Annotated in this window: 25 protein-coding genes; 14 read left to right on the top strand and 11 right to left on the bottom strand. The window is 68.0% G+C overall.

Going from position 1 to position 24,361, the window contains the following annotated elements:
• Positions 1-6: 6 nt before the first annotated feature.
• Positions 7-402: an arsenite efflux transporter metallochaperone ArsD gene (arsD, locus tag ABD243_RS02475; protein ID WP_344361668.1), complete on the bottom strand. Its 396-nt coding sequence runs from the start codon at positions 400-402 to the stop codon at positions 7-9.
• A gap of 242 nt (positions 403-644) precedes the next feature.
• Here arsD and ABD243_RS02470 point away from each other — a divergent pair, with 242 nt between their 5' ends.
• From ABD243_RS02470 to ABD243_RS02425, 10 genes are all read left to right on the top strand, one after another.
• A complete protein-coding gene (locus ABD243_RS02470) occupies positions 645-1,439 on the top strand; it encodes an IclR family transcriptional regulator (protein WP_344361747.1) in 795 nt (264 codons plus the stop codon).
• Between the two features lie 155 nt (positions 1,440-1,594).
• Positions 1,595-2,872 carry a cytochrome P450 gene (locus tag ABD243_RS02465; RefSeq protein WP_116765383.1) on the top strand — a complete coding sequence of 426 codons (1,278 nt, stop codon included), beginning with the start codon at positions 1,595-1,597 and terminating at the stop codon, positions 2,870-2,872.
• Between the two features lie 5 nt (positions 2,873-2,877).
• Positions 2,878-4,068 (top strand): PEP/pyruvate-binding domain-containing protein, encoded by a 1,191-nt coding sequence (locus ABD243_RS02460; RefSeq protein WP_344361665.1) that lies wholly within the window; start codon positions 2,878-2,880, stop codon positions 4,066-4,068.
• A 67-nt stretch (positions 4,069-4,135) separates the two neighbouring features.
• Positions 4,136-6,022, top strand: a complete 1,887-nt coding sequence (locus ABD243_RS02455; RefSeq protein ID WP_116765385.1) for a PEP-utilizing enzyme — start codon at positions 4,136-4,138, stop codon at positions 6,020-6,022.
• Positions 6,023-6,044: 22 nt separating this feature from the next.
• Positions 6,045-6,818 carry an SDR family NAD(P)-dependent oxidoreductase gene (locus tag ABD243_RS02450; protein ID WP_344361661.1) on the top strand — a complete coding sequence of 258 codons (774 nt, stop codon included), beginning with the start codon at positions 6,045-6,047 and terminating at the stop codon, positions 6,816-6,818.
• A 60-nt stretch (positions 6,819-6,878) separates the two neighbouring features.
• Positions 6,879-7,199: a 2Fe-2S iron-sulfur cluster-binding protein gene (locus ABD243_RS02445; RefSeq protein WP_116765386.1), complete on the top strand. Its 321-nt coding sequence runs from the start codon at positions 6,879-6,881 to the stop codon at positions 7,197-7,199.
• 2 nt (positions 7,200-7,201) lie between these two features.
• A complete protein-coding gene (locus tag ABD243_RS02440; RefSeq protein WP_344361657.1) occupies positions 7,202-8,539 on the top strand; it encodes an NAD(P)/FAD-dependent oxidoreductase in 1,338 nt (445 codons plus the stop codon).
• Positions 8,540-8,570: 31 nt separating this feature from the next.
• Positions 8,571-9,347, top strand: a complete 777-nt coding sequence (locus tag ABD243_RS02435) for an HD domain-containing protein (protein WP_344361654.1) — start codon at positions 8,571-8,573, stop codon at positions 9,345-9,347.
• Entirely contained in the window at positions 9,344-10,861 is a 1,518-nt protein-coding gene (locus tag ABD243_RS02430) for an aldehyde dehydrogenase family protein (RefSeq protein WP_344361652.1), read from the top strand. The genes ABD243_RS02435 and ABD243_RS02430 overlap by 4 nt, the downstream gene beginning before the upstream one ends.
• 334 nt (positions 10,862-11,195) lie before the next feature.
• Positions 11,196-11,615: a DUF7793 family protein gene (locus ABD243_RS02425; protein ID WP_202615748.1), complete on the top strand. Its 420-nt coding sequence runs from the start codon at positions 11,196-11,198 to the stop codon at positions 11,613-11,615.
• 65 nt (positions 11,616-11,680) lie between these two features.
• Here the strand turns inward: ABD243_RS02425 and ABD243_RS02420 are convergent, their stop codons facing one another.
• The gene (locus ABD243_RS02420) at positions 11,681-12,574 is read right to left on the bottom strand and encodes a helix-turn-helix transcriptional regulator (protein ID WP_344361648.1); all 894 of its coding nucleotides are present in this window, start codon (positions 12,572-12,574) and stop codon (positions 11,681-11,683) included.
• 163 nt (positions 12,575-12,737) lie between these two features.
• On the opposite strand from ABD243_RS02420, the gene ABD243_RS02415 reads away from it, so the two are divergent.
• Both ABD243_RS02415 and ABD243_RS02410 read left to right on the top strand, forming a co-directional pair.
• Positions 12,738-13,781: an NAD(P)-dependent alcohol dehydrogenase gene (locus ABD243_RS02415; RefSeq protein ID WP_116765391.1), complete on the top strand. Its 1,044-nt coding sequence runs from the start codon at positions 12,738-12,740 to the stop codon at positions 13,779-13,781.
• A gap of 11 nt (positions 13,782-13,792) precedes the next feature.
• Positions 13,793-14,203, top strand: coding sequence for a (R)-mandelonitrile lyase (locus tag ABD243_RS02410; protein WP_344361644.1), 411 nt, complete (start codon positions 13,793-13,795; stop codon positions 14,201-14,203).
• 161 nt (positions 14,204-14,364) lie between these two features.
• Here the strand turns inward: ABD243_RS02410 and ABD243_RS02405 are convergent, their stop codons facing one another.
• Both ABD243_RS02405 and ABD243_RS02400 read right to left on the bottom strand, forming a co-directional pair.
• Positions 14,365-14,940 carry a hypothetical protein gene (locus tag ABD243_RS02405; protein WP_344361642.1) on the bottom strand — a complete coding sequence of 192 codons (576 nt, stop codon included), beginning with the start codon at positions 14,938-14,940 and terminating at the stop codon, positions 14,365-14,367.
• Positions 14,941-15,019: 79 nt separating this feature from the next.
• Complete coding sequence (locus ABD243_RS02400; RefSeq protein ID WP_091255222.1) at positions 15,020-15,340, bottom strand: GYD domain-containing protein; 321 nt, start codon at positions 15,338-15,340, stop codon at positions 15,020-15,022.
• A 246-nt stretch (positions 15,341-15,586) separates the two neighbouring features.
• Between ABD243_RS02400 and ABD243_RS02395 the strand changes: the two genes are divergently transcribed.
• Positions 15,587-15,901, top strand: a complete 315-nt coding sequence (locus ABD243_RS02395; RefSeq protein WP_344361639.1) for an antibiotic biosynthesis monooxygenase — start codon at positions 15,587-15,589, stop codon at positions 15,899-15,901.
• A gap of 127 nt (positions 15,902-16,028) precedes the next feature.
• Here ABD243_RS02395 and ABD243_RS02390 read toward each other — a convergent pair whose 3' ends face one another.
• Positions 16,029-16,631: a DUF6919 domain-containing protein gene (locus ABD243_RS02390; protein ID WP_344361637.1), complete on the bottom strand. Its 603-nt coding sequence runs from the start codon at positions 16,629-16,631 to the stop codon at positions 16,029-16,031.
• Positions 16,632-17,195, bottom strand: coding sequence for an SRPBCC family protein (locus tag ABD243_RS02385; protein ID WP_344361634.1), 564 nt, complete (start codon positions 17,193-17,195; stop codon positions 16,632-16,634).
• Positions 17,196-17,478: 283 nt separating this feature from the next.
• Here ABD243_RS02385 and ABD243_RS02380 point away from each other — a divergent pair, with 283 nt between their 5' ends.
• The gene (locus ABD243_RS02380) at positions 17,479-18,462 is read left to right on the top strand and encodes an ABC transporter substrate-binding protein (RefSeq protein ID WP_344361631.1); all 984 of its coding nucleotides are present in this window, start codon (positions 17,479-17,481) and stop codon (positions 18,460-18,462) included.
• Positions 18,463-18,611: 149 nt separating this feature from the next.
• Here ABD243_RS02380 and ABD243_RS02375 read toward each other — a convergent pair whose 3' ends face one another.
• From ABD243_RS02375 to ABD243_RS02355, 5 genes are read right to left on the bottom strand one after another with little or no spacing between them, the layout of a single operon-like run.
• Positions 18,612-20,018: an NtaA/DmoA family FMN-dependent monooxygenase gene (locus tag ABD243_RS02375; RefSeq protein WP_344361629.1), complete on the bottom strand. Its 1,407-nt coding sequence runs from the start codon at positions 20,016-20,018 to the stop codon at positions 18,612-18,614.
• A 10-nt stretch (positions 20,019-20,028) separates the two neighbouring features.
• Positions 20,029-21,237: an LLM class flavin-dependent oxidoreductase gene (locus tag ABD243_RS02370; RefSeq protein ID WP_344361626.1), complete on the bottom strand. Its 1,209-nt coding sequence runs from the start codon at positions 21,235-21,237 to the stop codon at positions 20,029-20,031.
• Complete coding sequence (locus ABD243_RS02365; protein WP_344361624.1) at positions 21,237-22,151, bottom strand: DUF1684 domain-containing protein; 915 nt, start codon at positions 22,149-22,151, stop codon at positions 21,237-21,239. The genes ABD243_RS02370 and ABD243_RS02365 overlap by 1 nt, the downstream gene beginning before the upstream one ends.
• Positions 22,135-23,307, bottom strand: coding sequence for an LLM class flavin-dependent oxidoreductase (locus tag ABD243_RS02360; RefSeq protein WP_344361620.1), 1,173 nt, complete (start codon positions 23,305-23,307; stop codon positions 22,135-22,137). The genes ABD243_RS02365 and ABD243_RS02360 overlap by 17 nt, the downstream gene beginning before the upstream one ends.
• A complete protein-coding gene (locus tag ABD243_RS02355) occupies positions 23,304-24,353 on the bottom strand; it encodes an ABC transporter substrate-binding protein (protein WP_344361618.1) in 1,050 nt (349 codons plus the stop codon). Before ABD243_RS02355 ends, ABD243_RS02360 begins: the two co-directional genes overlap by 4 nt.
• Positions 24,354-24,361 lie beyond the last annotated feature (8 nt).

Genomic DNA, 24,361 nt, shown 5'->3' with positions numbered 1-24,361 from the left:
CGGAACTTAGCAGCAGCTCGTGGAGCCGCCGCAGCAGCCGCCGGACTTCTTTTCGGTGAGGCCTAACTCCGGGCGCGGGGTCGGCTCTTCTGCCGCTTCGCCGAGTCCGGCGAACGTCAGCAACTGCGCCCTGCTCGGGTAGGCGCCGGTGGCGACGGTGACGCCGTCTACGACAGTGAGCGGCAGGCCCTTGGATCCGACGGTGTGCATGTAGCCGCGGACCGTCTCATCCGTAGCGAAGGCCGTCGGGTCGCTGGCCAGATTGTGCCGCGCGATGTCGGCGCCGAGGCCCTGAAGGTGGCGCACGTTTGCGGTCACGTCCACCAGGGACTGGTCGACGTCGGGGCCGCAGACGCCGGTGTCGCAGCAGAGAGCGGATTCATAGATTCGGATGGCAGGCATGCAGTTCTCCTTGGCTCTTGCGGTGGTTCGATCCAGTGCCGAAACCCTGTGCCGTCCTCATTGAGGCAGCTGTCCAAGGGGATGCGGCTTGCGAACGAGTGCGTCACATTCATCAGTATATTGATATTCATCGATGCATGCTAGCCGGGCGGCGCGGACCGCCTAGTGAACTCCCTGTCATGCAGACTCCGTCGCTCCGTTCTAGACTCGGATCCACGCTCATCCCCGACGAGGAGGTCACGATGGCCGGCGGCAGCCGCGAACCCGGCAGGACGGTGACCTCGAAGGTCCTCTCCATCCTGGAAGCCTTCGAAAAGTCCCGGGGAGCCCTCAGCCTGACGGACATCGCCGAAAAATCCGGGCTCCCGCTGAGTACGGCGCACCGGCTGGTCAACGAGCTCACTGAATGGGGCTTCCTCTCGCGGGAGCCCAACGGCCGCTACCAGCTCGGCATCCGCCTCTGGGAGCTCGCCCAGAACACCGGCCGCCAGCTCCGCGACGCGGCCCGGCCGTACGTTCAGGACCTCTTCTCGCTCACCGGCGAAACCGCGCACCTGGCGGTCCGGGCCGGCCACGAGGTGCTCTACATCGACCGCGTCTACGGCTCCAAACGGGTGCCGCGGGCCTCCCGCGTCGGCGGCCGCCTGCCCATGCACGCGACCGCCGTCGGCAAAGTCATCCTGGCCTTCGAGGAGGACTGGGTCCGCGACGCCTACCTGAACCGGCAGCTCGAGCGGCACACCGCGCACACCCACGTTGACCCGCAGAAGCTGGCGGCCGAACTCGCCCAGATCCGGGAGCAGGGCTACGCCACCACCCTCGAGGAGGTCCGGCTGGGATCCTGCTCGATCGCCGTCCCGGTCTTCCATACCGGCAGGATCGGCGCCGCGATCGGGCTGGTGCTGCCCACCAACCAGGCCGCCACGATGACCCGCCACCTGCCGGTCCTGAGGGGCATCTCGGCGCAGATCGAGCGCGCCACCGCCCGGATCCCGCTGGAAACGCTGCTGGGCAGCAATGTTGCGGGAACGGACTAGGCCGGGATCCCTGCCAGGAACAGGCCCTGCATCAATTGGCTTCCGCTCAGTGGAAGTGAGCCCTGCCATTCCGGCGTGATCGGGGCCACACTGGTGAATAAGAACCCGCGGCATGCAGTGGCGCTGCCGGCGGGACCGAAAACCAAGGAGCCCAGATGTCATCGTCGACTGAAACGGCCGGCCGCTGTCCCTTCGGGCACGGCGCCGAAGCCCCCGCCGGGCACCACGGCTACGAGCCGTTCCAGATGAAGAATCCCTTCCCCGCCTACGCCGAACTCCGGGCCGAGCAGCCCGTCATGTTCGACGAGCGGATCGGCCTCTATGTCGTCTCCCGCTATGACGACATCAAAGCCGTCTTTGAGGACTGGGAGACCTTCTCCAGTGAAAACGCCCAGGCGCCCGTCCGTGAACGCGGCGCCGCGGCCAAGAAGATCATGGACGACGGCGGCTTCACCGCCTACTCGGGCCTCTCCGCCCGCCGCCCGCCGGAGCACACCCGCATCCGCGCCGTGGTCCAGAAGGCCTTCACCCCCCGCCGCTACAAGGCCCTGGAGCCCTTCATCCGGCAGAACGTCGTCGAGCTGCTCGAAACGATGCTCGCGCGGCCGGAACACCGCGGCGACATGGTCAAGGACCTCGCCTACGACGTCCCCACCATCACCATCCTGACCCTGATCGGCGCCGACGTCTCCCAGGTGGACACCTTCAAGCGCTGGAGCGATTCCCGTGCCGCCATGACCTGGGGCGACCTCAGCGACGAGGAACAGATCCCGCACGCCCACAACCTCGTGGAGTACTGGCAGGAATGCCTTCGCCTGGTCCGGGTGGCCCACGAGTCAGGCGGCGATAACCTCACCGCGGACCTGGTCAAGGCGCAACAGGAAGGCGCCGAAATCTCCGACCACGAGATCGCCTCGGTCCTCTACAGCCTGCTCTTCGCCGGCCACGAGACCACCACCACCCTGATCTCCAACGCCCTCCGCGAACTCCTGGCCCGCCCCGAGCAGTGGCAGCAGCTTGTGGAGGACCCCAAGAAGATCCCCGCCGCCATCGACGAGGTCCTGCGCTACGCGGGCTCGATCGTCGGCTGGCGCCGCAAGGCCCTCAAGGACACCGAAGTCGGCGGCGTCGCGATCAAGGAAGGCGCCCAGCTGCTGCTCCTGATGGGCTCGGCCAACCGGGACGACACGAAGTTTGACGCCGGCGAGGACTTTGACATCACCCGGCCCAACGCCCGCGAGCACCTCTCCTTCGGGTTCGGCATCCACTACTGCCTGGGCAACATGCTCGCCAAGCTCCAGGCCAAAATCGCGCTCGAGGAAGTGGCCCGGCTCGCCCCGGAGCTGCAGCTGGAGAACCCGGAAGCCATCGCCTTCCGCGAGAACCTCTCCTTCCGCGTCCCCGAGACCGTCCCCGTCAGCTGGAAGGCCTGAGAAATATGCACAGCAACGAATACATCCAGTTCTTCGACGGCGGGATTGAACCGAAGCTCGAAAACCTTGGCGGCAAGGGCGCTTCGCTGGTCACCATGACCTCCGCCGGCATGCCCGTCCCGCCCGGCTTCGTGGTCACCACCGCCCAGTTCGACGCGTTCATGGAGGAAGCCGGCATCACCCGGGACATCCACGAGCTCCTCGCCGGCCTGGACCCCGAGGACATGGCCCAGGTGGACAAAGTCGCCGCCGCCATCCGCGAGGACATCCGCTCCCGCCAGGTACCGCAGGCCCTGCGTGAACTCACCGTCACCGCGTACGAGTCCCTGATGGCCCGCTTCGAGGCGCCGGTTCCGGTGGCCGTCCGCTCCAGCGCCACCGCGGAGGACCTCCCGGACGCCTCCTTCGCCGGCCAGCAGGACACCTACCTCTGGCTCGACGGCGTCAAGGCGGTCACCGAGCACATCCGCCAGTGCTGGGCCTCGTTGTTCACCTCCCGCGCCATCATTTACCGGCTTAAGAACAACATTCCCAATGAGGGCCTCTCGATGGCCGTGGTGGTGCAGAAGATGGTCAACGCGCGCGTCTCCGGCGTCGCGATCACCATGGACCCCACCAACGGCGACCGCTCCAAGATCACCATCGACTCCTCCTACGGGGTCGGGGAGATGGTGGTTTCGGGCCAGGTCACGCCGGATAACATCATGCTGGACAAGGTCACCCTGGCCGTCGTCTCCGAACATCTCGGCGACAAACATGCCGAACTCGTCCCGGATGCCGCGGCCGGCCGTCTGGTGGAGCGTGAGGTCGACGCCGAACGCCGCGGCCGCCGCAGCCTCACCGATGCCGAGCTCACCGCCGTCGCGCAGATGGCCAAGCGTGCGGAGAAGCACTACAAGTGCCCGCAGGACATCGAATGGGCCCTCGACGCTGATCTGCCGGACGGCGAAAACCTGCTCCTGCTGCAGTCCCGCCCGGAAACCGTGCACTCTTCCAAGCCAGTTGTCCCGTCCTCGGCCATTGCCGGCGGCTACTTCAGCGGACTCAGCCCCGCACCCGCCGCCTCACCCGCTGCCACGCCGCCGCCGGCCGGCAACGCGCCGTCGTCCGCCACGCCGTCGTCCGCCACGCCGTCGTCCGCTTCAGGATTCAGCCTCGGCAGCATCACCGCTTCGCTGCTCAAGCCCTCCTTCTAGACGTTTTGACCCGCTAGTCCGCTCCGTCACCCAGGCTCAATGCTGAGCCCGTATTGAAAGGACCGCCATGTCCCTGAAGTCCTTCCCCAAGCCCTCCGAGCTCCCGGTTCCCGCCGGCGCCGAGGGCTGGGAAAAGATCTACCCGTACTATCTGGTCTTCCAGGACAAGCTAAAGGAGCAGGAGGACGCCAAGTTCTGGTTCTGCGACAGCCAGCACTGGCCTACCGTGTTCAAGCCCTTCGAGACGATCGGCGGCGAGTTCGCGGTTAAGTGCCTGGGCCAGTACAACGCCCGGCACCTGATGATCCCCAACGCCAACGGCATCGAGTTCCGCATCCACCTGGGCTACCTCTACATGTCGCCCATCCCGGTCCCGGCGGACCAGATCGCCGCCCGCGTGCCCCTGTTCGAGCAGCGCGTGGGCCACTACTTCCAGAACTGGGAGCAGCTCCTCAAGCAGTGGCACGTCAAGGTCAAGGGCACCATCGATGAGATGGAAACCATCTCCTTCCCCAGGCTCCCGGACATGGTCCCCATGGAAGACATCCTCTCCGGCAAGGGCAAGGACGGCTCTGAGAAGCTGCTGGAAAGCTACGACCGGCTGATCCAGTTGGCCTACCAGAACTGGCAGTACCACTTCGAGTTCCTCAACCTCGGCTACATCGCCTACCTGGACTTCTTCAACTTCTGCAAGCAGGTGTTCCCCAACATCCCGGACCAGTCCATCGCCACAATGGTGCAGGGCGTGGACATGGAGCTCTTCCGCCCGGATGACGAGCTCAAGCAGCTCGCCAAGCTCGCCGTCGAACTCGGGCTGCAGTCCCACTTTGGTAACACCGACGACGTCGACGCCACCCTGGGAGCCGTCGCCGCCGCCCCCGGCGGGGACCGCTGGATGGCCCAGTACGAGGGCGCGAAGGACCCGTGGTTCAACTTCACCGTGGGCAACGGCTTCTACGGCCACGACAAGTACTGGAACGAACACCAGGAAATCCCGCTCGGCTACATCGCGGACTACATCCGCCGGGTGGACGACGGCCAGGAAATCATGCGCCCGGTCGAGGCTCTGATCACCGAACGCGACCGCATCATCGAGGAATACCGGGACCTCCTGGAAGGCGAAAACCAGGCCCTCTTCGACGCCAAGCGCGGGCTCGCCGCCACCGCCTACCCGTACGTGGAGAACCACAACTTCTACATCGAGCACTGGACCATGGGCGTCTTCTGGCGCAAGATCCGTGAACTCAGCCGCATGATGCAGGCCGAGGGCTTCTGGACCGAACCGGACGACCTCCTCTATCTGGGCCGCAACGAGGTCCGTGACGCCCTGTTCGACCTCGTCACCGGCTGGGGCGTCGGCGCCAAGCCGATCGGCCCCGACTACTGGCCGGAGGAGATCGAGCGACGCCGCGGAATCGTGGACGCGCTCAAGACCGCCCGGCCGGCCCCGGCGCTGAACACCCCGCCGGAATCCATCACCGAACCCTTCACCCGGATGCTCTGGGGCATCACCACCGAGCAGGTCCAGCAGTGGCTGGGCGCCGGAGAAGCGGTCGAAGGCGGCGGCCTGCGCGGCATGGCGGCCTCGCCCGGCGTCGTGGAAGGCCTGGCCCGCGTTGTCACCGACGCGGACCAGCTCTCCGAGGTGCAGCAGGGAGAAATCCTCGTCGCCACCGTCACCGCGCCGTCCTGGGGCCCGATCTTCGGCAAGATCAAGGCCACCGTCACGGACATCGGCGGCATGATGAGCCACGCGGCCATCGTCTGCCGCGAATACGGCCTCCCGGCCGTGACCGGGACCGGATCGGCGTCCACCACCATCAAGACCGGCCAGCGGCTGCGGGTGGACGGGACCAAGGGCACAGTCCAGATCCTCGACGCGCTGATTCCCGATACCGGGGAACCGGAGCTCCAGGTCGCCGGGCCCGGGGCCCACAGCCACAGCCATGTCTGACCAGCGGATGAATGACTCGAACATGCCTGCTGCGGAATATGACGGTGCGGGCCGGCCTGCCCGCACCGTCCTGATCACCGGCGCCGCCGGCGGCCTGGGCCGGGCGTTCGCGCTCGGCTTCGGCCGCCGCGGCTACCGCGTGGCGGTGGCGGACGTGAACCTCGACGGCGCGGAGGAAACGGCCAAGCTGGTCCTGGACACCGGGGCCGAGGCGGCCGCCTTCCTCGCCGACGTCACCAGCCTCGACTCCACGGAGGCCCTCGCGAAAAGCTGCGCGGACTTCGGCAACGGGAGCATCGACGTCGTGCTGAACAACGCCGCCGTGTATGCGGGGGTGACCCGCAGCCCGTTCGAGGACATCGATCCGGCCGAGTGGGACCTGGTAATGAACGTGAACCTCAAGGGGCCCTGGCTCGTGACCCGGGCGGCCAGCCCGTACCTGCCCGAGGGCGGCCGCGTCATCAACCTCTCCAGCGCCACGATCTTCAGCGGCTCGGAACAGTGGCTCCACTACGTCGCCTCCAAGGGCGGCGTGGTGGCCCTGACCCGGGTGATGGCCAAGGAACTGGGCCGCCGGGGGATCACGGTCAACGCGATCGCCCCCGGCTTCACCCTCACCGAGGCCAGCTACGGGCTAATGGAGAATGCCGAGAACTACGGGGTGGACCGGGGCGCCATCAAGCGGGCCAGCCAGCCGGAGGACATCGTTGGCGCGGCGCTCTTCCTGGCCGGGCCGGACAGCTCCTACTACACGGGCCAGACCATGGTGGTCGACGGCGGCCGCCAGTTCATCTGACTCTGCCCTTTTTTGCCAACTTCCCGACTTCAACCCCAAGTTCGTCCCCAAGGAGGACCAATGCCAACGGTTCATTTCACCGACGCCGAGGGCGCCGTCCGCGACGTCCAGGGCAACGCCGGCGACTCCGTCATGGAGACCGCGGTGCGCAACGGCGTCCCCGGCATCGTCGCCGAATGCGGCGGCTCGCTGTCCTGCGCCACCTGCCACGTCTTCGTCCGCGAGGACTGCCTCTCGCAGCTCCCGGCGATGGAGGACATGGAGGACGAGATGCTCTACGGCACCGCCGTGGACCGCGAGGACAACTCGCGGCTGTCCTGCCAGCTTCGCCTCACCGATGAGTTCGAACTGTTCGTCACCACCCCGGAAACCCAGGTATAGCCGTGGGCACCAACGCGGTTGAGCAGGCCGCCCCCGCGGCGGCAGCTGAGGACGCAACGCCGTCGGGCACCCCGGCCCGCACCGGGTTGCTCATCATCGGGGCGAGCCAGTCCGGCGTTCAGCTCGCGGTATCGCTGCGGGCCCTCGGCTTCGACGAGCACATCACCCTGCTCGGCGACGAGGACCACCGCCCCTACCAGCGCCCGGCCCTGTCCAAGGAGTTCCTGCAGGGCACGGTGGAGAGCGAATCGCTGATCTTCCGGTCCAACGAATACTGGGCCGAACACAACGTGGACCTGATCAAGGGCGAATACATCGTCAAGATCGATAAGGAAGCGGACGGTTCCGGCGTTGCCTATTCCTCCTCGGGCGGGCAGTTCCCCTTCAAACGCCTGGCCCTTACCGTGGGCGCCCGGGCCCGGAAGTTGGAAATCGAGGGCGGGGACCTCGACGGCGTGCTGTACCTGCGCAACGCCGACGACGCCCTGGCCCTCAAGGCCCGGGTAGGGGACGCGCAGGATGTCGTGGTGATCGGTGGCGGTTTCATCGGCCTCGAAGCCGCGTCCAGCCTGCAGAAGATGGGCAAGAACGTCACCGTGCTCGAATTCGGCCCGCGGCTGGTGGGCCGCGCCGTCGGCGAGGAAACCGCCGAGTACTTCCTGCAGGCACACCGCGCCCGCGGCCTGGACATTCGGCTCGCCACGAGCGCCAAACGCTTCACCGCGAACGACGCCCCGGGAGGCGCTGGCCGGACGGTGTCCGGCGTCGAACTCCAGGACGGCACCGTGCTGCCCGCACAGATCGTGCTGATCGGGATCGGCGTCATCCCCAACACCCAGCTGGCCGAACAGCTCGGCCTGGCCGTGGACAACGGGATCGTCGTGGACCGCTTCGCGCTGGCCTCGGACGGCACCACGGTGGCGATCGGCGACTGCGCCAACATGCCCAATCCGGTGCCCGGCTCGGCGCCGGGGGAGCGGATCCGGCTGGAAAGCGTCAACAACGCGATCGAACACGCCAAGGTGGCGGCCTACTCGCTCACCGGCCGGCGCGAGGAATACGCCGGCATCCCGTGGTTCTGGTCCAATCAGGCCGACCTCAAACTCCAGATCGCCGGCCTCTGCAATGGCTACGACCAGACCGTGCTGCGGCGCGACGCGGAGCGCGGGAAATTCAGCGTCCTCTACTACCGCCAGGGCCGGATCATCGCCGCGGACTGCGTCAATGCGCCGCTGGACTTCATGGCCGTCAAGAACGCCCTGGCCAAGGGCCAGAATATCCCCGCCGAGGCTGCCGCCGATCCGGCCACACCCCTCAAGACGATCACGACGGACAGCTAGCCCTGCGGCTGGCCGCCCCCGAAGGAGCATTATGACCACCCCCAAGACCCCGGTTGCCGACGCCGGCCGCGCAGCCGGGACTGCCGCCGCCCACCGGGCCGACGCCAATCCCGCGGCTGTTGATTCCGCGACTGCGGATTTTGCCGCCGCCTACCCGGTCCGGCCCGTCCCTGCGCCGGGACCGGTGGACACCGCCCCGATCGCCACGACGCCGGCCGCGCTGGAGGAACTCGACCCGCTGTGGCGTGCCGTGGTGCACGAGACCCGCACCCGCGGCAACGACATCCACCTACCGATCTCCCTCGCCTTCGCCGAGCGGCTCTGCCGGGCCTACCCCGATGCCGACGCCGAGCTCGTACGCGTGGCCACGCTGCTGCACGACACCGGCTGGGCCCACGTGGACGAATCGCGGATCATCTCCGAAGGCTTCGCCGGCGACTGGCGCAAGGCCGCGATCCGCTATGAACACGAAAAACAGGGCTGCGACGTCGCCCGCCGCGTCCTCCCGGGCCTGGGCTACTCCGCCGAGTTCGTGGAGCGGGTCTGCGACATCATCGACGGCCACGACACCCGCCCCGCGGCCCACTCGCTGGAGGACGCGCTGATGCGCGACGCGGACAGGCTGTGGCGCTTCGACCACGCCGGGATCGCCCTGGCATCCTCCTGGTTCGGGATGGACCCGGCCACCTACACGGACAGGCTGGCCACAGAAATCGTGCCCGAACTCATTACCCAGGCGGCGCACGACATGGCCGTCGCGGACCTGGCCCGCTCCACCGCCCTGCTCAAGACGGCGGTGATCCGATGACTGCGGCTACCCATGACGCTCCCGCACTGGCCGCACGCGCTGCACTGACCTTGCCGCACACCCACGTGGACAGCATCTTCATTGACGGGGCCTGGACGCCGGCCCGGGGCACCGGCCGCAACCCGGTCACCGACCCGGCCACCGGCGAAGTATGGGGCTCCGTCCCGGACGGCACTCCGGAGGACGTGGACGCCGCCGTCGGCTCCGCCCAACGCGCCTTCCAGGGCGAGTGGCCGCGGCTCGCGCCCTCCGAGCGGGCCGCCTATCTGGTGCGCATCGCCGAGGAAGTGGAGAAACGCGCCGACGAGCTCTCGCTCACCAACACCCGGGAGAACGGCTCGCCCGTCTCCGAATCCTCCGGCGCGGCAGCGAACGCCGCGGGCATCTTCCGGTACTTCGCGACCCTCGCCGGCTATCTTGAGCGTGATGACGTGCGCGCCTTCCCGCGCGGCGGTGGCGAATCCGTGGTCCGGCGCGATCCCATCGGTGTGTGCGCGCTGATCGCGCCCTGGAACTTCCCCATCAACCTCGTGGTCATCAAGCTGGCCCCCGCACTGCTGGCCGGTTGCACCGTGGTGATCAAACCGGCGTCGCCCACCCCGTTGTCCCTCCGGGTGATCATCGACGCCGTGGCCGCCGCCGGAGTTCCGGCCGGCGTGGTCAACCTCGTCACCGGTTCCGGCCGGCTGGGCGACGCGCTGGTCAAACACCCTGGCGTGGACAAGGTGGCCTTCACGGGCTCCACGCCGGTGGGCCGGAAGATCGCCGCCGCCTGCGGGGAGCTGCTGCGTCCCGTCACCCTGGAACTCGGGGGGAAGTCGAGTGCGGTTGTGATGCCGGACGCGGATCTGGACGCCATGTCCAAGGTCCTGATCCGCTCCTCCATGCGCAACACCGGGCAGACCTGCTATATCTCCACCCGGATCCTTGCCCCGGCCAGCCGATACGAGGAAGTGGTGGACATGGTCACCGCCACGATCGCCGCCGGCAAGCAGGGGGACCCGCTGGATCCCGGGACCGTCTTCGGGCCGTGCGCCACGGAATCGCAGTACCGGACCGTGCTGGAGTACGTGGAGTCGGGGCTGGCCGAAGGCGCCCGGGCCACCACCGGAGGCCGGGCGGCGACCCTCGGCGGCGGCCTCGAAGGCGGGTATTTCGTGGAGCCCACCGTGTTTGCCGACGTCACGCCGGACATGCGGATCTCCCGCGAGGAGATCTTCGGCCCGGTGATCTGCATCCTGCAGTACGACGACGCCGACGGCAGTGTCGATGAGGCGGTTGAGCTGGCCAACAACACCGAGTTCGGCCTGGGCGGCCTGGTGTTCGGGACGGATCCGGAGGCTGCGCTGGCCGTCGCGGACCGGATGGACACAGGATCGGTGGGCATCAACTTCTTCGCCTCCAACCATGCCGCACCCTTCGGCGGACGGCACGACTCCGGCCTCGGCACCGAATACGGCGTCGAGGGCTTGAACGCCTATCTGAGCTATAAGTCGATCCACCGGAAGGCCTGACGCCCGCGCCCACGGGAGGCTTCCCGGGCCACGGGAGCCTCAATCCACGGGACATGCCCTCCCCTGACGCCCAGCGATGGACATAAGCCCACTGTGTCCATTGCTCAGGCCTAGCGCGGGGCATGTCCCAAGTTGGCCGCGGGACATGTCCGTTCCGGGTGCGCGGCGAGGAACCTGTTCATTGCTTGGCAAAGCAGGAAGTCTGGGTAGCGCCGGAGGACATGTCCCCTTTAGGCAGGCGCCAGGGCGGCCCCGGCCATGCACCGTTGCGGTCCGCCACGCGCACCGGGCCGCATAGCCTTGGCGCACGAGGGCCGGGCCTAGAATGGTCACGATGATGTCAGGACATATAGCCGCTGCTAATGGGAAGAACGTGCTGAGCGTCAGCGCGGGCATCATCACATCGGTCTGGTTGCCCGGCTCCATTGTTGACGTCCACGACGCCAGGGACGCCATGCGGGCCGTCGAGCAGATCAGCGGGGGAATCCCGATGCCGATGCTCTCTGAAATGACCGACGTGGAGATCAGCGCGGCGGCCAGGTATGAGTTCGCGCAGACTGCGGGTGTTGTGGCGATTGCGGTGCTCGGATCCAGCACTGTAGACCGAGTAGTCGCGGCGGCAATGAGCCGGCACACCCGGTATCCCCACGAGTTCTTCACGTCCCGGGACGACGCCATGGCCTGGCTGAGCAACTTCGCCGCCAGCGTCAGCCGGCCCGACGGATACACGGACGGCATTTCGGCCCTGACGTGACAGCCGCGGCCGGGTCGTGGTTAGCGTTCGTCAGCAGTGTCCGGGCCGCTAAGCCTTGTCCGCACCTACGCTTTGTCTACAGCGGCGGCGGCCTCGGCTTCCTTGACCTGCCGGTTGGTCGAGGCCCAGCTGGCCAGGAGCCGCAATGCATCCTCTGACGGCGAGCCTGGCTCGGCCGTGTAGATCAGCAGGGACAGCCCGGCGTCGGCCGAGACATCCATCGCCTCATACATCAGATGGAGGTCCCCGACCACCGGGTGGTGCAGGTTCTTGACCCCGGTGTAGTGCTCGCGCACATTGTGCGCTGCCCACAGGGTGCGGAATTCCTCGCTCCTGGTCGAGAGCTCGCCGACGAGGTCGGTCAGCCCGCGGTCATAGGGGTCCCGGCCGGCCTCGGTCCGCAGGATAGCGACGGTGTCATTCGCCGCACGCTCCCAGTCCGGGTAGAAGCTGTGCGAGCGGGCGTCCAGGAAGATGAACCGGGCATGGTTGGCCGGGCGGGCGGCGCCCGCATACATCTCCGAATACAGGGCGTAGCCCAGCGGATTGGCCGCGAGGATGTCCATGCGCCCGTTCCGCACAAAGGCGGGCGCGCTGGTGATGGCGTTCAGCGACAGCTGAACGCTCCGGCGCACGGACTCGGCAGGCCGGGGACGACGTCGGGCCCGGCTCCCCGGGGCCGCCGCCCGGGCCAGATCGAAGAGGTGGGACCGTTCGGCGTCGTCGAGCTGCAGAGCCCTGGCCACGGCTTCCAGCACACCCTCCGACACCCCGGACAGGTTTCCCCGCTCCAAACGGGTGTAATACTCGACGCTGACGCCGGCCAGCATGGCGACTTCCCCGCGGCGCAGCCCAGGCACCCGGCGTTTGGCCCCGTAGACCGGCAGCCCCGACTGCTCGGGCGTGATCTTCGCCCGGCGCGAGGCAAGGAACTCGCGGACCGCGTCTCGATTATCCATGCCATCAACGTTAGGCGCTACGGGCCTCTAAGGGAGACCCTGCCAGTACCCCTATCAGCAGGGACTCCCTTGGGGGCGCGATCCACGGTTTGATGGATGGTGTTCCGTTGAACAACCCCCAACGACGGAACCACCCCCCAAAGACCAACAAGCAGGAGATTCATTGCTCACCGTCAACGCTTACGCATCACCCTCCGCGACCGAGCCGCTCGTCCCCACCACGATTGAGCGCCGCGATGTGGGCCCGCATGATGTCCTGATCGAGATCAAGTTCGCCGGGATCTGCCACTCGGACATCCACACTGTCCGCGGCGACTGGGGACCCCAGTCCTACCCGCTGGTCCCGGGCCACGAAATCGCCGGAATTGTCGCCGAGATCGGCTCCGCCGTCACCAAGCACGCTGTCGGAGACCGGGTCGGCGTCGGCTGCATGGTCAATTCCTGCGGCGAGTGCGTCAACTGCCAGGCCGGCGAGGAGCAGTACTGCCTCTCCGGCAACACCGGCACCTACGGCGCCGTCGACCGCGACGGCACCATCACCCAGGGCGGCTACTCCACCCACGTCGTCGTGACCGAAGACTTCGTGGTCACCATCCCCGAGGGCATCGAGCTCGACGTCGCCGCGCCGCTTCTGTGCGCCGGGATCACCACCTACTCGCCGCTGCACCACTGGGGCGCCGGCCCCGGCAAGAAGGTCGCGGTCGTCGGCCTGGGCGGGCTTGGCCACATGGCCGTCAAGATCGCCCACGCCATGGGCGCCGAGGTCACGGTCCTCTCCCAGTCGCTGAAGAAGCAGGAAGACGGGTTGCGCCTGGGCGCCGACCACTACTACGCCACGAGCGACGAGAACACCTTCACCGAGCTCGCCGGCAGCTTCGACCTGATCATCAACACGGTCAGCGCCTCGATCGACATCAGCTCCTACCTGCAGCTTCTGGCCCTCGACGGCGCCCTGGTCAACGTCGGCGCCCCCGCTGAGCCGCTCCCGGTGAACGCATTCGCCCTCATCGGCGGCCGCCGTTCCTTCGCCGGCTCGATGATCGGCGGCATCCGTGAAACCCAGGAGATGCTCAACTTCTGCGCCGAGCACGGCCTGGGTGCCGAGATCGAGGTGATCCCGGCCGGCAAGATCAACGACGCCTACGAGCGCGTCCTCGCCTCGGACGTCCGCTACCGCTTCGTGATCGATACCGCCACCCTGAACTAGAGGAAGTGCCAGTGGAAATCCAAGCCAAGAAGCCGAGCGTCAAGGGTCCGGGGCACATGTTCAACGGCGACGTCTGGTTTGACGTCATCGCGGCCCCGCAGCCCGAGCCGTCCCGCATGCGCGTCAACGCGGTTCACTTTTCCCCTTGCGCCCGCACGGCCTGGCACTCGCACGCCGTCGGGCAGACCCTGCACGTCACCGAAGGCATCGGCCTGGTCCAGGCCCGCGGCGGCGAAGTGACCGTGATACGGCCCGGCGACACCATCTACACCCCGCCAGGCGAATGGCACTGGCACGGCGCCGCACCGGATCATTTCATGACGCACCTTGCCATGTGGGAAGGCGTCGGTCCCGACAGCGACCAGCCGGAGTCCGAATGGGGCGACCTCGTCACCGACGAGGAATACAACAGCGCCACGTAGCACCCAGTTCCAAACACCGGCGCTGCCATTGCGGGGTCCCTCCACCCACCCGAGGGGCCCCGCAACTGCACGCCCAATCATCGGTGGTTTTGAGCCGGTGGTTTTGAGTAAATGGTCTTGTCGCGGACGACGTGACGCGGATGGTCCCGGCCGGGATCCAGCTACGATCCCGGGGTGGCCGGGACCATCCAGAAACCTGCCACTTCGCCGGCGCCGGGCCCGGTCGTGCGCCGATAGGCCTGGGCGTAGACCGGCCCCGCGGCGAGGTCCACCTGTGCCTGCGTCGCCTTTCCGCAGTCGAGAGCCAGCTCGAGCTTCCCGCCGTCCCGGAGGCCGTCCTGGGTAATCGAAATGTTGCCGGTGGGCGCGCCGACGCAGGCGGCCGTCACCGTGTACGTCCCCTTCGGTAAAGCCTTGACCGCCTTGCGCACCCCGGCGCCGCCGAGCCCGCCGGCGCCTTCCAGGACGATCCCGTCCGGCCGGGCGCCGAGGACGGCCCCGAGGTCGTGAAGGTTGCGGGTCTCCGCCATGGCGAGTTCCGGACCCGCAGGGGACGGCGGCGGAGGCGCCGCGCGGCGCGTCCTGGTGGGCGCCGCCGTCGTATCTCCCACGTCGTCCGAGTACTCACACGCCGCCAGAGCCGTTGCCGCGCCGGCCACAGCCAACAGCAGCGCCACGCCCCGCATCCAATGTCTTCCCCCGCCGCGCAGCTTGCCCAGTGACCTGCTCAGTGACATGCCCCGAGCCTACTGGACCTGGGACCCGCAACGCCGCGGGCGGGTCCCGGGGTGGCCGCGGCGGGACCGCAGTGCTGATCTACTGCCCCGGCGGCCGGTACGACGGCGTCTTGCTGGCTGCTGCGTCAAGATCCTCCAGCGTCATGAGCGGCTTGAGGGTCAGGCTCACGGCACCGGTGGAATTGATCATAAGCGACAGGGCGGCGGCGCTGGCCTGATCGGGGATGTCGAAGACCCCGAGGACGTCGGTGTCCCCGAAGGCGTAGTAGAAGCATTCGAGGGTGCCGCCCACCGACTTGAGGGCTTCGACCACCGCATCACGCCGCTTCGTGCCGCCTTCACGCATGAGGCCCTTGATGCCGTCGCCCACGTAGTTTGCTTCGAACAGATATTTGCTCATGGTTTTCCCTATCCTGTGATGCCCAGGATCTTGGCCTCCGCAGGTGTGCCCGCTACCCGACGATGGATGGTCCGAGGCTGGCCCCAGAGCGGGGCTCTGCCCACATGCTAGGCCTTCCGCCCCCACCCATACAACGGTTCGTTGACGGGCGGCAGCGACGCCTCGGGCAATCCGGCCCTACCGCCGTGCGGGGGACGGGAACATAATCGCCGTATCAACCCTGTACGGAGCATGGAGGTGGTCGACGTGTCTGTTTACACGCTCGGAATTTGGCTGGTGCATCCCGGCCGCGAGAACGATTTTGTGCAGGCCTGGCGGGATCTGGCCCGGAAAACCAAGGAAGATTTTCCCAACGCCAAAGCCGTGCTCATGCACGACCGTGACGTCAAGAACCGGTTCATCAGCACCGGTCCCTGGGATTCCCTGGAACAGATTGAGCAGTGGCGGGATTCTGCCCTGTTCAAGCAGAGCGTCGAGGCAATGAAGGACATGCTGGAACATTTCGAGGCGCGCACCCTGGACGAGGCAGCCAGCATCGGCTGGGATGCCGCCGACATGTAACCTCTCCCGCACGGAAGCCGGCCCGCACGGAAGCCGGCCCGCACGGAAGCCGGCACGCACGGACGCCGGCTGGCGGGCGGCGGGTGGCCGCGCCGGGTGGCTGCGCAGCGACGCCCGTTCCGGCGGACTATTCGGACTGCAGCGCCTCAAACACGGCGGGCAGCAGGACATCGTTCCTGCCCCAGAAGGGGTCGAAAATTTCCACGTACCAGGCATCCGCCAGGACGAGGGCCAGGGTCTCGTTGGTCTCGGCCGCCCAGTCCCTGAGCTGGTCTTCGCCCACCGGCTCTTCGCTGCTACCGAGCACGGTCACGACGGCGTCGTCCTGCACGGTCACGGGGATGGAAGCGGTGCTCGCCTCCCCGGGGGCGTGGACGACCGTCACCAGTTCGGTCCGGGTGGACAACGCCAGCAAAGCCGACGCCGTCTCCGGGGTGCAGAACGCCGTCACGTAGGCCCGCTGCGCGAGTCCTTCGACCTCCACACCCGGCTGTGATTCCTTGGTGAAGAGCCCGTTCCGGTTGAGGCGGGCGAGCTCGCCGGCGATGGCCGTGGTCTCGTCGTCGAACCCGGGCGAGAAGACCCCCGGCTGGTACTGGCTGTTGCCCTCGAGCCAGCGGGCGGTCAGTTCGCCGGCGGCCGCGATGCTGGTGGCCTGCCGCCAGACTTCACGATCAGCGAGGAGCCGGCCGAAGCTGTCCCGTTCGGTCGTAAACCTATCCTCTGCCATTCAGGCCTCCCCTGTCGCGAATTGGGCTGTGAATTGGGGCGCGGGCTGCTCTGCGGGATGTGTTTCGGGCTGTATCGCGGGCTGTCCCTGCGGGGCGTGGTGCTGCAGCAGGAGCGACAGCCGTTCGCAGCTGACCCGGAGAGCCTCGAGTTCGCGTCGGCCGTAGTCCTCGATAATCCCGTTGATCCGCTCGGCGAGGTGCTCGTCGTCGACCTCGAACGCGTGATTGAGCGTGACCATCGTGAGCCCGTCCGCCTGCCGGATCTCCCAGTCGCCGCCGAGCTGCTGGAGCGGTGCTTCCAGATTCAGTTGCTGGAACTCCGCGCGGTTGCGGGCGGCATTAAAGACGCGCCAGCAGTGGCTTGAACTGAGCGAGCCGTTGGACACCACCGACGTTCGGAGCTCGTGCGTGGTGTCGTCGCCGCTGACGCGCTCCGAATAGACCGTCAGTCCGTCGAGGTACGGCCAGTGCGAGGCGTCCCGCAGCATGCTGAAGACCAGGTCCGCCGGGGCGTTGATGCTGAGCCGGTGCGTGGTCCGGTGCGCAATGCGCGGCGTGCTCACTGACAAGTTCACCCCTCCTGCGTCGCGTTGTCTTTCTGCCGGTCTTCTATGCAGGCTAGGCCAGTTGAGCCCCGCCGTGAACAATTCCGTCCCGCCGCGTCACGAAGTGCAATGTGCGGTAACACTGGGCCCTTCCAGGCCCCGCCAGCGGACTCCGGATGAACGGCTGTTACCGCCTGTATCCCTTGGTTTCACCCGGTTTCACGGCGCTTTGACCGGCTTTCGTGGGCCCCGGATAGTTGCTGGCACCAGCACCACCGACAATTACTCTCAAGGGGAAAACATGTCCAGTCTTGCATTCAAATCGGGTGTCACTGTCGCCCTAGCGGCCAGCACCCTCCTGGGTCTTGCGGCCTGCTCCGATCCCGGTGCCGCAGCTGCCAGCGGCACCACGGCGGCGCCGTCGTCCTCCTCCGGTGTCAAGCAGTTCAACCTCTCGCCGCAGCAGGACCGCATCAAGGTCACAGTGGACGCCGCGGCAGCCAAGCTTGTCCCGGACGCCATCAAGAAGGACGGGAAGCTGACCGTGGCCGTGAGCCCGTTCGCGGCGCCGCTGGCCGTCTACGCGACCGACAACAAGACGCCGGTGGGCAACGAGGTGGACATCGCCGTCGCACTGGCCGAGTCCCTGGGGCTGGAGGCGGACATCGTTCCGACCGCGTGGGCCGACTGGCCGCTCGGCGTCGAATCCGGGAAGTACGAGGCCGTGCTCTCCAACGTCACCGTCACGGAGGAGCGCAAGCTCAAGTTCGACTTCGCCAGCTATCGCGAGGACAAACTGGGCTTCTACGCCAAGGCGGACAGTGGCATCACCAAGGTCGAGTCGGCGTCGGATGTCGCGGGCAAACGCGTGATCGTCGGCTCCGGCACCAACCAGGAAGCGATCCTCCTGCGCTGGGATGAGGAGAACAAGAAGAACGGCCTCAAGCCCGTGGACTTCCAGTATTACGACGACGACTCCGCCTCCCAGTTGGCGCTCCAGTCCGGCCGCGCGGACCTAACCTTCGGTCCCAACGCCACGGCAGCCTACAAAGCCGCCACGGACGCCAAGACCAAGCTGGTGGGGCTCGTGGACGGCGGCTGGCCGCTGAAGGCAAGCATCGCCGTCACCACCAAGAAGGACAACGGCTTCGCCGCCGCGGCCCAGGCCGGACTGAACCACCTGATCCAGGACGGCAGCTACGCCAAGATCCTGGACCGCTGGGGGCTCTCCGCCGAGGCCGTCACGACGTCGGAGCTGAACCCGGCGGGCCTGCCGAAGAAGTAAGCCCGCCCCAAGCGTCGATTGCTCCGTAACCGCCCTTCTGCGGGCTGAAAACGGCGGCTACGGAGCAATCGATGGTGACAAGTAATCCCCGCCGGGAACGTCTCCGGCGGGGATTACTTGTGTCTGCCTGATGGTTGGGGCGCGGGCCCTTAGGCCGTGACCGGGCTGGCCTCGACGGCGGCGTCCGTGCGGAGCGGCGTGGCCAGGCCCAGGTTTTCCCGCAGCGTGCCGCCAGCGTACTGCGTCGGGTACACCCCGCGCTCCTGCAGTTCCGGGACGAGGTGGTTGACGATGTCATCGAGTCCGGTGGGAATGAGCCACGGGGAGATGTTGAAGCCGTCGACGGCGCCGGTCCGGGCGTACTCGGCCAGCCGGTCCGCCACCTCGGTGTAGGAGCCGGTGAAGGTCGAGTCGCCCCGGCTGGTTTTGGCCGACACGAACTGGCGGATGGACAGGCCCTTCTCCTTGGCCTCGGCCCGCCACTGGTCCGCGAGCTGGCGGGCCTTGGCGCCGTGGAAGCCGCTGCCGCGGGTTTCCGAGGTTTCCTCCACCACGGGGTCGATCTCCGGCAGCGGGCCGTCGGGGTCGTAGCCCTGCAGCTCCCGGCCCCAGAACTGCTCGAGGTAGGCGATGGCCTGCTGCGGGCCGATCTGCAGGCTGCGGACCCAGGCTTTCTTCTCGAGGGCTTCCTGAGGCGTGGCGGCGAGAATGAACTCGCTGGCGGGCATGATCTTTACGTCATTGGCGCCCCGGCCGGCCCGGAGTGTGCGCTCCACGATGTCGCGACGGAAGTCCAAGGCGTCCTCGAGCTGCGGGTGCGCGGAGAAGATGACGTCCGCCTGGCGGGCGGCGAAGTCCCGGCCCTCCGGGGAATCCCCGGCCTGGAACAGCACCGGCCGGTATTGGGCGCTGCGCGGCAGCCGCGGGGTGACGTCCACGGAGTAGTGCCGGCCGGTGTGGCGCACGCGCCGGACCGCGCCCTCCGCCGACCAGCGGGCCGAGGAAGCCGAGGCCGCGATGGCGGCGTCGTCCCACGCGTCCCAGATCCGTTTGGCGGTTTCGACGAAGGCCTCGGCGTGCGTGTACCGGTCCGCGTGGTCCAGATAGCCGCCGCGCCGGAAGTTGGCGCCGGTCCAGGCATTGTCCGTGGTCACGATGTTCCAGGCCGCGCGGCCGCCCGAGAGCAGGTCCAGGGTGGAGAGCCGGTGTGCCAGGTCTGCGGGGTCGTTGTACGTGGTGTTCTGGGTTGCGACCAGGCCGATGTTTGTGGTCACGGCGGCGAGGGCGGCCAGGGCCGTCTGCGCGTCGGGCCGGCCGGCGACGTCGAGTGCGTGCGGGCGGCCGAGGTGCTCGCGCAGCCGCAGGCCCTCGCCGAGGAAGAACGCCGCGAACAGGCCGCGCTCGGCGGTCTGGGCGATGCGACGGAACGATTCGAAGTCCGTCTGGGACCCGGATTCGGCTGTTTTCCAGACGGTTCCGGAGTTAACGCCCTGGAAGAAGACGCCCAGCCGGAGCTGCCCGGACGGGGTGAATTCGGTGACGATGCTGTGGCTCATGATGGGCTCCTTAGTTTTCCGCGCCGGCGGCGGTCGTTGAGATGCTGCCCGCGGCGCCCGCCGGAGTGCTGGTGGCGGCGTATCGGCTGGCGGGCCGGGCCAGCCCGAGCTGCTCGCGGAAGGTGGCGTCCGGAGTGTTGGGCGCCAGGAGCCCGCGGCGGCGCAGCTCCGGCAGGACCAGGCGCGAGAGTTCCTCAAGATCCGTGTCCAGCACGGCGGGGTGCAGTCGGACGCCGTCGGCCCACGCCAGCACCTCAGTGAGCAGCTCGGTCAGCTCGGCGGCCGTCCCGACGAACCACGCCCGCGGGCTCTCCCACGCGGTGTGGCCGTTCAGTACGGCAAGCCTGTCCGCGGCGGCCTGGCCGCGGGAGTCCAGCACGACGTCGAGCTCGGCAATCAGCGCAGGCTCACTCCTGCCCCGGGCCAGTCCTGCCCGCGTCTCCGCGAGCTCGGCGGCGAGGAGCTCGGGTGCCGGGGCCGAGACGAGGAGCGCATCGGCCGCCCCGGCCGCGACGGCCTCCGGGGTGAGAAGTCCGGCCGGTGCCAACACGGGCAGCTGGCCCTGAAGCGGCCGCGGAATGATCGACGGACCCTTCACGGAATAATTGCCGTTGTCGACGTCGATGTAGTGCAGCTTGTCGACGTCGAGGTAGCGCCCGGTGGAGACGTCACGGATCACGGCGTCGTCCTCCCAGGAGTCCCAGAGCCGGCGGCTGACCTCGATCGAATCGGCGGCCTCCCGGGAGAGACCCGCCCCGCGCACCGTGTCCCGTCCGACGGCGGCGGCATCGGCCGCGCTCGGCGACGCCGCCACGAGCCAGCCGGCCCGTCCGCCTGAGACGTAGTCCAGGCTGGCCAGCTGGGTGGCGATGTGGAACGGCTCGGTGTAGACAGTGTCCACTTCCGGAATGAGCGCGAGGGACCGCGTCACGGGACCGGCGAACGCGGCACGCTGCAGGGCGTTGAGCCGGGCGGTATCATCCGGGCCGGGCTGCCCTGGCAGGGCGGAGTCGGGCAGGCCGGGGTCGGAAAGCGTCGCGGCGTGGAACCCGGCAGACTCGGCGGCGAGCACGGCGCCGCGGAGGCGGTCCGGGGACAGCACGGCGCCGGGCACCGTGCGGGAAGCCCGCCACGCGGCCGGGTGGCTGCCGGCGCCGTCGAGCTCCAGCAGCAGGAGGCCGCGGCCCCGCGGCTGGTCATTGGGGGGAAGAGTGCTCATCATGCGTCCTGACGTTCGTAGGGGATCTGTTCGCCGGCTTCAACCGCTACCGCCAGGCGGTTCTCGGCCGGGGGCAGCGGGCACGTGGCGAGGTCGGTGTAGGCGCACGGCAGGTTCACGGCCCGGTTAAAGTCCAGAGAAACTGTCCCGTCGGGGCCCGGCGCCGCCACGGTGAGCGAGCGGTTGGCAGCGTAGGTGGACTTGCCCGACGTTGCGTCCGTGAACAGCACGGACAGCGTGCCCGGGGCGTGGCCGTTGAAGGCGGTGAGGCTTAGGTCCTCACCGTGCAGCCGGAAGCGGATCTCGCCCGGTGCCGCATAGACGTGGTGGATTCCCTCGACCGCCGCGCCCACCGTAGTGGGGCGCGGTTCGGCGAACGGGACGAATATTCCTTGAATGGAATATTTTGGATCGGGTGCGTAGGCAGGCGTGCCGCGGTAACCCGTGAGCAGCGGATTGAGGGGATGCCGCGGCCGCACCACATAGCGGCCACCGCGCTTGGCGAGCTCGATCACCGTGTGTCCGGCTCCGGCATCCTCCACCCGCAGGTTAAGCCCTTCGCGCTCGGAGATCGGGCCGAGGAACAGGGTGGCGCCGGTGGCGTCCGGGTTCAGCTCCTGCCCGTCCCGGAGGACGCGTTCGCCTGCCCCCAAAACCAGGCGGACGACGTCGTCCTCGATGCTCCACGTGCCGGGCGCGCCGTCCAGGCGGGCGGGCGAGGCGTCGAGCCAGTGCAGATGGGTGACGGCGAGGAAGCCGTGGGGATCGGCGCGGTGACGTTCGTGCGCCCCATGCCAGTCAGCCCACGCGGCCTCGAATGCCCGGTCGGGCGTGCTTCCGGCGTCTGTGGTGCCGGCGTCCCGGGAGCGGCCGGCGGTTTCAGCGTGCGCTGACGTATCAGCGGGTGTAGACATGCGAGCTCCTGTGGGTGTTGTGGTCGGCTGCGACGCGGGCCGCGGCATCGGGTTCGGCACCTGTTGTGCCGGCGGGGCCGGACTCGGGACGCCCCGCGTAGGGGTCCCCGGAGCCCCAGAGTGTGGTGGGCGCGGCGGCACGCACGACCGGAATGACCTCGAGCGCGAACCGCTCCAGAATCTCCAGCTGCTGGTCGAAGGGCAGCGTGGTGGGCAGGGAGATGGACTGGAGGTCATGGCCGTAGAGCGAGTGGTAGCTGAGGATCTTGTCGATCACCTGCTCCGGGCTGCCCACCAGGGCCGGTCCCTCGGCCACGGCGTGGTCGATGTCGCGGTACGGGGAGTTGTTCCCGGGAACGTTCCGGCCGGTCGTAAGGGCCTCGTAGACCGGGCCGAACTGCCGCTTGGCCTCCTGCGTGGTGTCCGCGATGAACACCCCGCCCGCGCCGGAGCCGGAGCCCAGGTACTGGTGGCGGGGATCGTGGCCGTGGCGTTCGTATTCCTCGCGATAGTGGTCGATCAACACCTTGTAGTTTTCGCGCGGCTGGATCGCGTTGGCCGTGAACAGCGGGTCGCCCCACTGCGCCGCCAGGGCCGCAGTGGTCAGGCTGGTGGCCGAACCGTGCCACACCCGCGGCGCGCCGGCGAACGGACGGGGCGTCGTCGTGGTGGGCTCGGTCAGGGCGGGCCGGAAGCGGCCGGACCATGTGACGTTCTCCTCGGTCCACAGCCGGTGCAACAGGCCGTATTTCTCGGCGAGGAGCTCCCACTGATCCGCGAGGTCCAGGCCGAATAAGGGATACTGCAGCACTTCATTGCCCTTGCCGATCACGAGTTCCAGCCGGCCGCGGCTGAGCTGATCGATCGTGGCATAGTCCTCGGCGACCCGTACCGGATCCAGTACGGAGAGCACGGTCACGCCGCTTTGCAGCCGGATCCTGGAAGTGACTGCGGCGATGGCGGCGAGCACCGTGGTGGGGGAGGAGGAGATGAACTCGCCCGCATGTCGTTCGCCGACCGAGAAGCTGTCGTAGCCGAGTTCCTCGGCCCGGCGCGCCGTTTCCACCACCTGGTTGAGCCGGTCCGCGGTGGAGACGATCTCCCCGGTGACGGGGTTTTTCAGGTGCGGGATGATGTCGAGGACCTGGAACCTCACTGTGTCTTCCCTGTCTCTGTTTTCCCTGCGGGGCCCGTCCCGAAGTTTGCCTCGGTGAAGGTCCTGGACTCGGGAAGGGCTTCCTCGGAGAGTCCCCAGCGGTCCAGGACCTTGGCGTAGGAGCCGTCCTTGATCGCGGAGTTCAGTGCGTCCGTGATGGCCGGGGCCAGGCCGTTGCCCTTGAGCGTGGTGGCCGCGACCAGCGTCTCGGACGGCCAGCCGGCGTTGACCTTGCCCACCACTTTGAGGTCGTCGCGGGTGTTTTCCCGGTAGGTGACGGACGGATAGGGCGCCAGGTTCAGATCCGTGCGTCCGGAGGACAGGGCCAGGATGGTGTCGGCATCGGAGGAATAGTACTGCAGCACCGCCGGGGCCTTGCCCTTGGCCTCCAGCTCCTTGTTCCAGGCGATCAGGATCTTCTCCTGGTTGGTGCCGGAGCCCACGGAGATCTTGAGGCCGGAGATGTCATCGGAACCCTTGATGTTGTAGGTGGAGCTCTTCTTGGCCTCGAAGCCCATGTACGCGGCGCGGTAGCTGGAGAAGTCGAAGAGCTTCACGCGGGCGGCGTTGATGCCCACATTGGAGAACACGGCCTCGAAGTCGCCGGACTGCGTCTTCAGGGGCCAGTTCTCCCAGGAAGTGACCTGCACATCCAGCTCCAGGCCCAGCTTGTCGGCGACCAGTTGGGCCAGGTCCACCTCCACCCCGATCGGGGTCTTGTCGTCGGTGGCGTGGAAGGACAGCGGGATCGCGCCCGCCGTCGTGGCGACGGTGAGCTTGCCGTCCTTGCCGATCAGCGCGGGGACCTCCGCGGCCGCGGCCGCGTCCTTCCCGACCCGGACACGCTGCTGGTCCGGCGAGGTGTTGTAGACGACGCCGTTGCGCGCCGCCGTCGTCGCGGGCTGCCCGCCTGACGCGGCGGAAGCGCCGGGATCGGAGCAGGAGGTCAGGGCCAGCGTGCCGGACAGGGCTCCGAGGAGGACGACGGCGGGAAGCGCCGCGGGCTTTCGACGGCGGACGGTGCGGAGGGCGGGACGGATTGCCATGGGTTTCC

The organism is Arthrobacter humicola (genome assembly GCF_039531445.1).
Lineage (GTDB): Bacteria > Actinomycetota > Actinomycetes > Actinomycetales > Micrococcaceae > Arthrobacter > Arthrobacter humicola.
The sequence above is the reverse complement of the archived record's forward strand: the minus strand, read 5'-3'. Positions and strand labels throughout refer to the sequence as shown.